The sequence below is a fragment of the Nocardioides humilatus genome (assembly GCF_008373755.1).
Lineage (GTDB): Bacteria > Actinomycetota > Actinomycetes > Propionibacteriales > Nocardioidaceae > Nocardioides > Nocardioides humilatus.
In genome coordinates, this window is the sequence record NZ_VUJV01000006.1 from 447,546 (window position 1) to 460,072 (window position 12,527).

At 70.3% G+C, this 12,527-nt stretch carries 12 protein-coding genes; 5 read left to right on the forward strand and 7 right to left on the reverse strand.

The features are described from left to right. A complete protein-coding gene (locus tag F0U44_RS18365; RefSeq protein ID WP_149729845.1) occupies positions 1–516 on the reverse strand; it encodes an SRPBCC family protein in 516 nt (171 codons plus the stop codon). A gap of 30 nt (positions 517–546) precedes the next feature. Then, complete coding sequence (locus tag F0U44_RS18370) at positions 547–1,041, reverse strand: SRPBCC family protein (RefSeq protein ID WP_149729846.1); 495 nt, start codon at positions 1,039–1,041, stop codon at positions 547–549. A 49-nt stretch (positions 1,042–1,090) separates the two neighbouring features. On the opposite strand from F0U44_RS18370, the gene F0U44_RS18375 reads away from it, so the two are divergent. Continuing rightward, complete coding sequence (locus F0U44_RS18375) at positions 1,091–1,699, forward strand: acVLRF1 family peptidyl-tRNA hydrolase (protein ID WP_149729802.1); 609 nt, start codon at positions 1,091–1,093, stop codon at positions 1,697–1,699. A 7-nt stretch (positions 1,700–1,706) separates the two neighbouring features. Here F0U44_RS18375 and F0U44_RS18380 read toward each other — a convergent pair whose 3' ends face one another. Together F0U44_RS18380 and F0U44_RS18385 are read right to left on the reverse strand one after the other, a co-directional pair. Beyond that, positions 1,707–2,450 carry a hypothetical protein gene (locus tag F0U44_RS18380; RefSeq protein ID WP_149729803.1) on the reverse strand — a complete coding sequence of 248 codons (744 nt, stop codon included), beginning with the start codon at positions 2,448–2,450 and terminating at the stop codon, positions 1,707–1,709. Positions 2,451–2,476: 26 nt separating this feature from the next. Continuing rightward, positions 2,477–2,935: a GNAT family N-acetyltransferase gene (locus F0U44_RS18385; protein WP_149729804.1), complete on the reverse strand. Its 459-nt coding sequence runs from the start codon at positions 2,933–2,935 to the stop codon at positions 2,477–2,479. A 49-nt stretch (positions 2,936–2,984) separates the two neighbouring features. Between F0U44_RS18385 and F0U44_RS18390 the strand changes: the two genes are divergently transcribed. Genes F0U44_RS18390 through F0U44_RS18400 form a run of 3 tightly spaced genes read left to right on the forward strand, consistent with a single transcriptional unit; the run spans position 2,985 to position 6,365 of the window. Then, positions 2,985–3,896: an ABC transporter ATP-binding protein gene (locus F0U44_RS18390; protein ID WP_246160616.1), complete on the forward strand. Its 912-nt coding sequence runs from the start codon at positions 2,985–2,987 to the stop codon at positions 3,894–3,896. Beyond that, complete coding sequence (locus F0U44_RS18395; protein ID WP_149729806.1) at positions 3,893–5,455, forward strand: ABC transporter permease; 1,563 nt, start codon at positions 3,893–3,895, stop codon at positions 5,453–5,455. Before F0U44_RS18390 ends, F0U44_RS18395 begins: the two co-directional genes overlap by 4 nt. A gap of 10 nt (positions 5,456–5,465) precedes the next feature. Continuing rightward, positions 5,466–6,365 carry a phosphotransferase family protein gene (locus tag F0U44_RS18400; protein WP_149729807.1) on the forward strand — a complete coding sequence of 300 codons (900 nt, stop codon included), beginning with the start codon at positions 5,466–5,468 and terminating at the stop codon, positions 6,363–6,365. A gap of 18 nt (positions 6,366–6,383) precedes the next feature. On the opposite strand, the gene ypfJ is transcribed toward F0U44_RS18400, so the two are convergent. Beyond that, a complete protein-coding gene (gene ypfJ / locus F0U44_RS18405) occupies positions 6,384–7,343 on the reverse strand; it encodes a KPN_02809 family neutral zinc metallopeptidase (protein ID WP_246160618.1) in 960 nt (319 codons plus the stop codon). A gap of 67 nt (positions 7,344–7,410) precedes the next feature. On the opposite strand from ypfJ, the gene F0U44_RS18410 reads away from it, so the two are divergent. Further along, positions 7,411–9,015, forward strand: a complete 1,605-nt coding sequence (locus F0U44_RS18410; RefSeq protein WP_149729808.1) for an ABC-F family ATP-binding cassette domain-containing protein — start codon at positions 7,411–7,413, stop codon at positions 9,013–9,015. 6 nt (positions 9,016–9,021) lie between these two features. Here F0U44_RS18410 and F0U44_RS18415 read toward each other — a convergent pair whose 3' ends face one another. Both F0U44_RS18415 and F0U44_RS18420 read right to left on the reverse strand, forming a co-directional pair. Beyond that, positions 9,022–11,565: an ABC transporter permease gene (locus F0U44_RS18415; protein WP_149729809.1), complete on the reverse strand. Its 2,544-nt coding sequence runs from the start codon at positions 11,563–11,565 to the stop codon at positions 9,022–9,024. Between the two features lie 2 nt (positions 11,566–11,567). Next, a complete protein-coding gene (locus F0U44_RS18420) occupies positions 11,568–12,359 on the reverse strand; it encodes an ABC transporter ATP-binding protein (RefSeq protein ID WP_149729810.1) in 792 nt (263 codons plus the stop codon). Between the last annotated feature and the right edge of the window lie 168 nt (positions 12,360–12,527).

Below are 12,527 nucleotides of genomic sequence, written 5' to 3' on the forward strand. Positions count from 1 at the left end.
TTACGACGCAGTGGCGGAGCGATCGGTTCCGGCGTACTTCTCGTCGGTGTAGCGGCGCAGCTTCTTCAGGAACCACCGGAACGTCAGGTTCATCACGGGCTTGCCGAGCGGCATGAAGAACCGCGACGGGCCGGCGACGTCGAGGGCGAGCGTCCAGGTCAGTCGGCAGCCCTCAGGGGTGCGTACGACGTCGTAGCGCTCGGCGAACGCCTGCACGGTCTTCTCCGAGGAGGAGTTGAAGCGGAAGGCCATCTGGGCGGGCGGCGCCCAGATGAGGAACTCCTCGTCGCCGACGAGGCCGCCGCGCATGTCGACGGTCCGGGTGGTGCCGACGCCGCGCGGCTCGGGGCTGGTCCAGGTGACGTTGGTGATCACCTTCGCCCACTTCGGCCACGACGACGCGTCCTCCAGCACCTCGAAAAGCTGCTCAGGCGTGATGGCGAGGTCGACGCTGTTGGCGTAGCGGTAGCGCGCGGTGTCGACGAAGTCGGCGTCGACCAGGCGGCAGGGGTGCATGTCCGTCACCTGTCGATAGTAGAACAAGTTCTAGTTCGCGGAGTAGTGCTTGTCCGTGTAGTGCCGCAGGTGTGTCAGGAAGCTCGCGAGCAACCGGTCGAGGAGCGGGTGGGTGAGCCGCACGACCGGGGCGAGGGCGCGCGGCACGTCGATGCCGACCGACCAGGTGAGCCGGCAGCCGTCGGCGGTCGGCTCGACGTCGTACCTCTCGGAAAAGGCGGTCGTGAGCCGGCTCGAGCTCGCGATGAAGCGGAACGCGATCTGCCGCGGCGCGTCCCAGGTGAAGAACTCCTCGTCGCCGACGATCCCGCCGCGCAGGTGGACGGTGCGGGTCGTGCCGGGCCCGAAGGGCTGCGGGCTGGTCCAGGTCACCTGGGTGAGCGCCTTGACCCACTGAGGCCACGCCTCGGCGTTGAGGAACACCTCGAACAGCTGATCGGGCGTGATCGCGAGATCGACGCTGTTGGCGAAGGAGAACGGTGCCGTCTCGACGAAGTCAGCGTCGACGTCGCGGAGGTCACGCATGCGGGCCACGGCACGAGCCTAGGTGGCGGTCGCCGCTACGGTCACCTGTGTGAACCACGTCCAGGTGCCGACTGTGCGCGTCGAGCGGTGGGTCGCCAACTTTGCGGACCGCCACGGCGAGACGACGCTCGGCGTCACCGAGGGTGCCCTGCGCGGGGAGGCCTCGGACGGCTCCTGGTTCCTCGCGCGCCTCCCCTTCGCCAGTGAGTACGACGGCCCGCCCGATGCCGCGGCCTTCGCCGGCGCCGCGCAGCCCCCTGACCAGTGGGGCGTCCTGCTCGTCCGCAAGGGCGGCTTCGCCATCGCCCGGCTCGCGGGCCCCATGCTGGGGGAGTCGAAGGTCGGGCAGCGCCACGTGCAGGGGCGCACCAAGGCGGGCGGCCAGTCGCAGCAGCGCTTCGCCCGTCGCCGGGACAACCAGGCGCGTGAGGCTTACGGCGCGGCCGCCGATCACGCGGCGAGGATCCTCGCCGGGCTCAGCGGGCCGGTCGTCACCGGCGGTGACCATGCCGCGGTGACCGCTGTGCTGGAGGACCCGCGACTGGCAGGTCTGTCGGTGGTCGAGCCCTGGATCGCCTGCCCGGACCCGCGACGCGCGGTCCTGGACGCCGCCATCGGCGACGCCCAGGCCGTGCGTGTCGAGGTGATGAACGCCTAGCCGAACCTCAGTTGGCGAGGGCCTTCGCGAAGGCCGCGGCCTGCACGTCGATCGGGTTGGGGAACGCGGACGTGTCGGCATCGGGAGTGGCCGCGAACGAGGTCGCCAGGATCACCCGGTGCGCGAGGGTCACGATCAGGACGCCCTGGAACGACTCGCTGGTGATCTCGTAGGCCGTGCTGGTGCCGAGGCCGGTGGTGTCGACGTTGGCGGTGACGTCCTGGGGCGCACCGATCGTGACGGCGGTGCCGTCGCCGGTCGTGCCATCGGTGCAGTTGAGACCGGCCAGGCCGGCGGCGAAGGCCGTCGCGGCGGCCTCGTCGCTCTCGTAGATCGCGAGCTCCTCCTGGATCGCTGCGATGCCGTCGGAGTGGTCCAGCTCGACGCCGCCGGTGACCTGCGGCGGGAACTGCTCGTCGAGCGGCGTTCCGTCGGGGTCGCAGAGCGGCGGGTCGTCGGTGTCGGTGTAGGTGCCGAGCACGAAGCCGGCCCCCACCTCCTCGGCGGTCAGCAGGGCTGCGTCGAGCTGCTCCTGGGTCACGTCGCCGGTCGGGTCCATCGGGGTCGCGGAGCTGTCGGTCGTCGGCGCGGTGGCCTCGGTCGTCGGCGTCTCGGACGGGGTGGGGGTGACGGTTTCGGTCACCTTGTCGTCGGACTTCTTGTCGTCGTCACCGTCACCACCGCCGCAGCCGGCGAGGAAGGTGAGACTGAGCAGAGCGGCGGAGACTGCCGCCGTACGAGTGGAGCGCATGCGGCGAAACTACTGGGATTTGCTCGCTAAAACAGCCGTCTCGTGAAGAAGGCGCTGTGCGGATCCTCAACGTAGCCCTCGAACGGACCGCACGATTCGAAGCCGCGCGAGCGGTAGAGCTCACGTGCCGGGGCGAAGAAGTCCTGCGTGCCGGTCTCGAGGCTGAGCCGCTGGTAGCCCCGAGCCTCTGCCTCGGCGACGACGTGGTCGAGCAGTCGACCGGCGACCCCGCGACGGCGCGCGGCCGGGGCCGTGCGCATCGACTTCACCTCGCCGTGCGTCGGGTCGATCTCCTTCAACGCCGCAGCCCCGAGGAGGGTGCCGTCTTCGCGGAGGGTCCAGAAGGTCAGCTCGGGCCCGGTGAGAGCAGTCGGGTCGAGCGCGTGGACGCTCTCCGCCGGCGACGTGGCATACATGTCGACGAGGTGGTCCTCGAGGAGCTGGAGCACGTCGGCCCGGAGGGGGTCGTCGGTCCCGATCAGCATGGACCAAAGCCTCCCATGTCGAGGTCGCTCGGGTCGGTACGGTCGTGGTGTGACGAGCAGCGATGCCGTGATCCGGATCCGTGGCCTGGTCAAGACCTTCGGCGCATTCCGCGCGCTCGACGGCCTGGATCTCGAGGTGACTGCAGGGGAGGTGCACGGCTTCCTCGGCCCCAACGGCGCGGGCAAGTCGACGACGCTGAGAGTGCTGCTCGGGTTGTTGCGCAAGGACGCGGGCGAGGTGCTGCTGTTCGGTGGCGATCCGTGGCGCGAGGCGGCCGAGCTGCACCGACAGCTGTCCTACGTGCCCGGCGACGTCAGCCTGTGGCCCAACCTGAGCGGCGGGGAGACGGTCGACCTGCTCATCCGGATGCGCCACGGTGACCCGACGACCGCGCGACGTGACGAGCTCATCGAGCGCTTCGCTCTCGACCCGACGAAGAAGACGCGTGCCTACTCCAAGGGCAACCGGCAGAAGGTCGCGCTGGTCGCCGCCTTCGCCACCGACCCCGACCTGTTGCTGCTCGATGAACCGACGTCGGGTCTCGACCCGCTGATGGAGCAGGTCTTCAACGATTGCGTCGCCGAGCACACGGCGCGCGGCGCGACCGTGCTGCTCTCGAGCCACATCCTCAGCGAGGTGGAGCGACTGGCCGACCGGGTCACGATCATCCGTGAGGGCCGCACCGTGGAGTCCGGGACGCTCGAGTCGCTGCGCCACCTCCACCGCAGCAAGGTGGTCGCGACGGTCTCCGGTGCCGTCCCCGAGCTGGCCGGCACGCCGGGCGTCCACGACGTCGCCGTCGACGGCTCCCGGGTCACCTGCACGGTCGACCCCGATGCGCTGCCGACTGTCCTCGCCGCCCTGACGACGGCCGGCGTCGTCGCCCTCACCAGCACCCTGCCGAGCCTCGAGGAGCTCTTCCTCGACGCCTACCGGCAACCCGCGCAGGCCGGCCGATGACGAACGCCCTCGTCGGAACCGCGCTGCTGACCCGGCTCGCTCTGAGGCGGGACCGGGTGGTGGCCGCGGTGTCGATCGCCGCTCTCGTCCTCCTCTGCTTCGCCTCCGCCGCGGCGACGTCGGGCCTCTACCCCGACGAGGGGGCGCGCGTCCACGCGGCGGAGGCGATCAACGGGAGCCCGGCGATCGTCGCCCTCTACGGCCCGATCCTCGACGTCCGCAGCGAAGGTGAGCTGGCGATGACCAAGATGACGGTGCTGTACGCCGTCTTCCTCGCCGCCCTCTTCGTCGTCCTCGTCCGCCGGCACACGCGGGTGGAGGAGGAGTCCGGGCGCACCGAGCTGGTGGGCGGGGGTGCGGTCGGTCGGTCGGCGCCGCTCGCTGCCGCCACGGTCGAGGCGGTGCTGCTCGCAACCGTGCTCGGCCTGCTCACAGCGATCGCCAACACGGCGGCGGGCCTGGACGTGGCAGGCTCCCTCGCCTTTGGCGCGGTCTGGGCCGGGACCGGTCTGGTGGCAGCGGGCGTGGCCGCCGTCGCGGCTCAGGTCTCGGCGAGCGCCCGCACCTGCGGCGCGTTCGCGGCAGCCACCATCGCCGTGTTCTTCATGCTCAGAGCCGTCGGCGACACGGGTCCGGGGTGGGTGAGCTGGTGCTCACCCCTCGGCTGGAACACCCAGGCCCGCGCCTACGCCGACCCGCGGTGGTGGGTGCTCGCCCTCTACCCGGTGCTCACAGCCGGGCTGGTCGGCGTGGCCGCCCTCCTGCGGAGCCGTCGAGACCTCGGCTCCGGGCTCCTCGCGGCTCGGCCCGGCCCTGCGCGTGGGTCGCCGCGCCTGGCTGACGCGATGACCCTCGCGCTGCAGGTCCACGGTACGGCGATCGCGCTGTGGACCCTCGCGGTCGCCGTGCTCGGCGTGGTGTTCGGCATGATCGCGCCGGGAGTGGGCGACCTGCTCGACTCGGGGGTCGCCAAGGACCTCATCGACAAGCTCGGCGGCCTGCTGGTCGCGGCGGTGCTGTCGATGAACGCCGTGGTCATCAGCTACTTCGCTGTTTCTGTCGTGGCGCGCGCGAGCAGCGACGAGGCCTCCGGACGGACCGAGCTGGTCCTCGCGACATCGACGTCGCGGTCGCGGTGGCTCGCCGCGACGATCCTGGTCGCGCTCGTCGGGGCCGGCTGGCTGATGCTCGTCACCGGGGTCGGCCTCGAGATCGGCTACGTCGCCACGTCAGGACCCGACATCGGCGACCTGGTCACGGCCGCGCTCGCCTGGGTGCCGGCCGTGTGGGTCGTGGCTGGGCTCGCTCTGCTCGGGTTCTCGCTCCGACCGGGGTGGACCGTGGTCGGGTGGGGGCTTCCGCTGGCCTTCCTCGTCTTCACCCTGGTCGTCGAGCTGCTCGAGCTGCCGTCGTGGCTGGGCGACCTGTCGCCGTACTCCCACGTGCCGCAAGTGCCCGCCGAGAGCTGGGACTGGGGCGCCGAGGCCGGGCTCCTCGCCGTGGCCGCCGCGCTCCTCGGCGTGGCGTGGTGGCGTTTCACCGAGCGCGACATCGGCTAGCGTCCGAGCCATGTGGCAGCCCGAGCCCGACTGGGTGGCGCTTCCCGGAGGCACCGGGACGTCCACCGTCGGTGTGTGGCGTACGGCGCTCGGGGGTCGGCCGGTGGTCGTGAAGCGACTCTCCGCGCCGCAACCAGGGGACTCCTCGGCGTTGGAGGACCCGGCCCACGTCGGCTACTGGCGGCGCGAGGCCGACGTGATCATCACCGGTCTCACGGATGCCACCGCGGGGCTCCGCGGGTCGGCGGCCTCCGTCGAGGAGGACCCCGACGGCATCACGATCGTGCGCGACTGGGTCGAGGACGCCTCGTCGAGCGGGCTGTTCCTGGCGCTGTGCTCAGGACGGTTCGCCGGATCGGACCTGCCACGGCCCCGGTTCCTCGCCCGGCACCTGATGCGGGACCGGATGGAGCGGGTGGCCCGCAACGGTGGATGGCCGACGCTCGACCGCACCACGGTCGCCGACGTCGCCGACCACCTGTGGCGCCACCGCGAGCAGATGCTCGACCTCCTCGACGGGCTGCCGCAGGTGCCGCAGCACGGCGACCCGACGGCGAGCAACCTGCCCGGCCGGGTCGAGGACGATGCGATCGCGATCGATTGGGGCACCCTCGGCACGGGGCCGGTCGGGGGCGACCTCGGCTATCTCTCGTTGTCAGCGCGCGAAGGCTTCGAGCCGCTGCTCGACGCCTATCTCCTCGGCCTTCCCGACGCGGACCGCGACCAGGTCGTGATCGGTGCGCAGGTGGTCGCCGTCTACACGGCTCTCAGCCGTGCGGAGTGGGCCTTGGCGCGCGCCGCCCAGGGGGAGGGGGCGCTGGCGTCGAAGTACCGTCACCCTGCCGTCGCGCCGCACCTGCGCACGTTGCAGCGGCAGTTCCCGCATATCGAGGCGCTGCTCCAGCTCTGACCACGCTGGCCAGGACCGCTACTCGCCGAGGACCTCGTCCTCGGAGGCGGAGAACGTGTCGCACGCGTCCAGGTCGCCGGTCTCGTAGCCGACCATGAACCAGTGCCGGCGCTGGTCGGAGGACCCGTGGGTCCACGTCTCAGCGTCGACCTGACCCTGCGTCTTGCGCTGGATGTAGTCGTCGCCGACCGAGGCCGCGGCCTCGAGCGCGAGATCGATGTCCTTCTGGCTCAGGTCGAGGAGCAGCACGTTGCCGTCAGCGTCCTCGGTCTGGGTCGCGTGGTTGGCCCACAGACCGGCGTAGCAGTCGGCCTGGAGTTCGAGGCGAACGCCCGGCGAGGTCGGGCCGGTCTCCTGGGTGCGGACCTTGCCCATGAAGCCGAGCAGGTTGGAGATGTGGTGGCCGTACTCGTGGGCGATGACGTAGTCCTCGACGAAGCCGCCGTCGGGCCCGCCGAGCTGACGCTCCAGCACCTCGTCGAAGAAGGAGGTGTCGAGGTAGATCGTCTCGTCGGGTGGGCAGTAGAACGGGCCGACGTCGGACGTCGCGCCACCGCAGCCGGTGTCGACGGAGCCCCGGAACGTGACGAGGGCCTCCTCGGGATGGAACTTCGACCCCAGTTCGTCGTCCCAGTAGTCGGTGAGTGAGTTCTCGACGGCGACCCGGGCGCAGTCCTGGTTGTCGTTGGCGTCCTCGCCGGTCTCGCAGTCGTCGTAGCGACCCGTGTCCTGCGCGTCGCTGAGTCGGGCGGGGGAGTAGGCGCCGTTGGTGGACGTGCCGCCGCCGGTGAGGTCGACGCCGAGCCACTGCCCGACGACGTAGAGGACCAGCACCAGGACCAGGCCGCCGACGCTCTTGCCGCCGATGCCACCGGGGATCGGCAGGCGCATGCCACGGCCCCCACCGCCACCGCCACCGCCGCCGACGTCGCGGACGCGAGACCTGTCGAGCCGAGCCTTCGGATTGAATCGCACCACGGCAGCACCCTAGGGGCTCGCGCCGGTTGGGCGGGTGTGTCCGCACCGTGGGAGACTGGTCGACGTCATGATCACGGTTCACCAGCTCGAGGTCAGAGCCGGTGCCCGGCTCCTCATGGAGGACGTCACTTTCCGAGTGGCGTCCGGCGACAAGGTCGGCCTCGTGGGCCGCAATGGCGCCGGGAAGACGACCCTCACCAAGATCCTCGCCGGCGAGGCACCGCCCGCCGCCGGGTCGGTCACGGTCACCGCGGGCAGCGAGGTCGGCTACCTCCCGCAGGACCCCCGCACCGGAGACCCCGACCAGCTCGCCCGAGAGCGGATCCTCTCCGCTCGAGGCCTCGACGACGTCGTACGGCGGCTGCGTGCTGCTGAGATCGACATGGGCAGTGACGACGTGGCCGTTCGCGAGAAGGCGATGCGCCGCTACGAGCGGGCCGACGCCGAGCTCCATGCTGGCGGCGGCTACGCCGCGGAGTCGGAGGCCGCGACGATCGCGCACAGCCTCGGCATCACCGACCGGCTGCTCGGCCAGGAGCTGAAGACTCTCTCCGGTGGCCAGCGCCGCCGGGTCGAGCTGGCCCGGATCCTGTTCTCCTCCGCGGACACCCTGCTGCTCGACGAGCCCACCAACCACCTCGACGCCGACTCGATCGTGTGGCTGCGCGACTTCCTCAAGGCCTACAACGGCGGGATCGTGGTGATCAGCCACGACACCGACCTGCTCGAGGCGACGGTCAACCGGGTGCTGCACCTCGACGCCAACCGGGCCGCCATCGACACCTACAACATGGGCTGGAAGACGTATCTCCAGCAGCGCGAGACCGACGAGAAGCGGCGCAAGCGCGAGCGCACCAACGCTGAGGCGAAGGCCAAGACGCTCACCGACCAGGCCAACAAGATGCGCGCCAAGGCCACCAAGGCCCAGGCCGCCCAGTCGATGCTCAAGCGCGCCGAGCGGATGATGGCCGGCGTCGAGGCAGAGCGTCAGTCCGACAAGGTGGCCCGGATCGCGTTCCCGAAGCCCGCCGCCTGCGGCAAGACGCCGCTGACCGCCGAGGGGCTCTCGAAGTCCTACGGCTCGCTCGAAGTCTTCACCGACGTCGACCTGGCGATCGACAAGGGATCGCGCGTCGTGATCCTCGGCCTCAACGGCGCCGGCAAGACCACCCTGCTGCGGATCCTGGGTGGGGTCGACCAGGCCGACACCGGCGAGGTCGTGCCCGGTCACGGGCTCAAGCTGGGCTACTACGCCCAGGAGCACGAGACTCTCGACGTCAACCGCACGGTGCTCGAGAACATGCAGTCGGCCGCGCCGCAGCTCACCGACACCGAGGCGCGCTCGGTGCTCGGCTCGTTCCTCTTCTCCGGCGAGGACGCCCACAAGCCGGCGGGTGTCTTGTCCGGCGGCGAGAAGACCCGGCTCGCGCTCGCGAGCCTGGTGGTCTCCCAGGCCAACGTGCTGCTGCTCGACGAGCCCACCAACAACCTCGACCCGGCCTCCCGCGAGGAGGTCCTGGCCGCGATCCGCTCCTACGAGGGCGCGATCATCCTGGTGACCCACGACGAGGGCGCCGTGCACGCCCTCGAGCCCGACCGGGTGCTGATCCTCCCGGACGGGGTCGAGGACCTCTGGAACATCGAGTACGCCGACCTGGTGTCGCTCGCCTGATCCCGCCTATTCCGAGGCGATCGCGTCCAGGACGTTCATCCGGGCGGCCCGGATCGACGGAAGTACGGCGGCGAGGACCCCGACGACGACGGCGATCACGAGGAACACCACCAGCTGGGTGATCGGCAGGGAGAGACTGCTGAGCTCGTCCTTGAGGGTCTCGCGCAGGGTGACTCCGATGACCAGCCCCAGCCCGAGGCCGAGCACGGCGCCGAGCAGCGCGATCGCGACGGACTCCAGCGTGATCATCCGGCGCAACCTGCGCCGGCTCATCCCGATGGCGCGGAGCAGCCCGACCTCACGAGTGCGCTCGATGACGCTGAGTCCGAGCGTGTTGACGATGCCGAAGACGGCGATCACGATCGCGAGCGCGAGCAGGCCGTAGATGATGTAGAGCAGCTGGTTGACCTGGTCGCTGATCGAGTCGCTGAAGCCCTGCTTGTCGTAGACGGCGACGATCGGTACCTCAGAGGCTGCGTCGTCGAGGTCGTCCTTGACCGTCTCGGCGTCGGCGCCGGCATCGGTCAGGATGCTGATGCTGGTGTCCTGGCGGGTTAGGCCGGCTTTCTCGATCTGGTCGAGCGGAATGCTGACCCACGCCGTCACCTCGGACGGCTTGATGATGCCGACCACGGTCAGCTCGAGCTTCTTGCCGCCCGGGAAGGAGAGCTTGATCGGGTCGCCGAGCCCCACGTCGATGTGCTCGGCGTAGTCCTCGTTGACGAAGGCCTCCGCACCGTGGATGTCGACGGTGCCTTCCACGACGTCGAGGTCGTAGATCTTGTTGAACGCGGCGTCGTTGGCGGCGACGTACTCGGTCTCGCCGTCGATCTTGGCCCCGACGTACTGCTGTCGGCTGAGCACGGACACGCCGTCGACCTTCTCGAGGTCGTCACCGACGCTCGTCGAGAAGGGCACGAAGTTGACGCTCTGGACCAGGTAGTCGGCGGTGAACTGCTCGTCGACGAGGTCGTCGATCGACTTGTTCATCGAAGCCGCGAGGACGCCGATCGTGGAGACGAGGGCGAGTCCGATCATGAGCGCCGACGCGGTCGCGCCGGTGCGGCGGGGGTCGCGCAGGGCGTTCTCGCCGGCGAGCCGGCCCGATGTGCCGAAGAGGCGCCCGAAGATCGCGCGGCAACCCACGAGCACGGGCTTGCCGATGATCGGGCTGATCACGGCGACGGTGATGATCCAGACCACCGCGCCGACGCCCACCCAGAGCGGGTCGGGGCCCGGCGCGCCGAGCACGCCCCAGACCGCCAAGACGCCGCCGAAGACCAGGAGCGCGGTCCCGACGGACGCGCGGCGCCCCATCGAGGCGGGTGCGTGTGGGGCCTCGGCCCGCATCGCTGCCACGGGGGCCACGCGTCCCGCGCGCCGTGACGGCAGGTAGGCGGCGATCATCGTGACGACGACGCCGACGAAGTAGCTGATCGCGACCGCGCGCACGGTCAGGTCGAGGGCGTTGCCCGCGATGTCGAGACCGATGGCTCGGAAGATAGCCGCCAGGCCTCGGGAGAGCAGCAAGCCCAGGCCGATGCCGATCGTCGAGGCGACGAAGGACAGCACCAGCGCTTCGAGCAGCACCGATCTCGTCACCTGCTCACGCGAGGCTCCGAGAGCGCGCACGAGTGCCAGCTCGCGTGACCGTTGCGCCACGAGGATCGAGAAGGTGTTGAGGATGATGAAGCCGCCGACGAGCACGGCGATCGCGGCGAAGACGATCAGGAAGATCTTGATGATCCCCAAGAACTCGCCGATGGCCGCCTGGGACTCGTCGGCGACCTTGTCGCCGGTGACCGCTTCGAAGTCGTCCGGGATCACCGTGGCCGCCGCATCGGCGAGCTCGTCTTGGGAGACGCCGTCGGCCGCGGTGAGGCTCACCCGGTTGAAGACGTCCTGGCCGTCCAGGAACAGACGCTGGGCGCCTTCGGTCGAGAAGATCAGGAGCGTGGCTCCGGCTGTGCCGCCACCGTTGAACTCTGCGGTGCCGACCAGGGTGGCGGTCTGCTCGATCTCGCCGTAGGGGGCGAGCAGTTGGACCTCGTCGCCGAGCTTGTAGTCGCCGTTGTCCGCGGCCGCCTGGTCGAGCACGATCTCGTCGGTGGCCTCCGGCCAGCGTCCGCTGTCGAGCTCGAGGACGGAGTCGCCGTCCATGTTGGGGCCGTCGTGGTAGTTGAACGCGAGCGTCGGGGCCCCGGTGCCGCCCACGAGCGTGCCGTCGGAGGCGAGCAGGCTCATGCCGAAGCCGGCCACGTCGCCGTCGGCGCGGGCGACCTCCGGCAGCGCCGCGAGGTCGGCGATGACCTCAGGGGTGACGACGTTCTTCGGGGTGCCCGAGTAGCCGGCGTCGAACTCGGCGAAGTCCTTGGCGCGGACGACGCCGTCAGGAGTGGTGCCGTTGATGATGCCGTCGAAGGTCGTCTGGAGGCCGTTGCTGAAGACGAGCACGCCCGAGAGGAACGCCACGCCGAGCACGATCGAGAGCCCGCTCATGACGAGGCGCAGCTTGCGCGCAAGCAGGTTGCGCAGGGTCAGCTTGAACATCGTCAGGCGTTCCCCGCCGGAGTCGCACCGGCAGCCTGACGGGCCTGGAGCGCCGTCATGTGCTCGAGGATCTGCTCCCTGTCGGGGTTGGCGATCTCGTCGACGACCTGGCCGTCGGCGAGGAACACCACGCGATCGCAGTACGACGCCGCCACGGCGTCGTGCGTCACCATCACGACCGTCTGGGCGAACTCGTCGACGCTGCGCCGCAGGAAGCCGAGCACCTCGGCGCCGGACGTGCTGTCGAGGTTGCCCGTGGGCTCGTCAGCGAAGACGATCGACGGCTTGCTGACCAGCGCCCGGGCACACGCGACGCGCTGCTGCTGGCCACCCGACATCTCGCTGGGTCGGTGGCTGAGTCGGTCACGGAGCCCGACCGCGTCGATGACCGTGTCGAACCACGCCTGGTCGGGCTTGCGGCCGGCCAGGTTGAGGGGCAGCAGGATGTTCTCGCGGGCGGTCAGCGTGGGGATCAGGTTGAAGGCCTGGAACACGAAGCCGACCCGCTCGCGCCGAAGTGCGGTGAGCGCTTTGTCGTTGAGTCCCGCCAGCGACGTGCCGTCGACCTCGATGGCGCCCGACGTCGGGGTGTCGAGGGCCGCGAGGCAGTGCATCAAGGTCGACTTGCCGGAGCCCGACGGCCCCATGATCGCGGTGAACTGGCCGGCCTGGAGGTCGATGGTGACGCCGTCGAGCGCGTGCACCTCCGACTGGCCCGATCCGTAGACCTTGCGCAGGTCGACGGCGCGCGCGGCTGCTCGCGACGGCGTCGGCTGGGGGGAGTCGATCGTCATGGGCACCACCCTGCCCGATCTGTGGTTGCGGGGCATCCGGAAATCCCCTGAGGGATCCCTTGGTTTCGGGGCTCGCTGCGCTCGCACCTCAACCAACGGCGGGTCACCCTCGCCGCTGGTGGAGGTGGGGGGGGCGCCAGCGCCGGGCCTCGGAACCAACGGCCCATG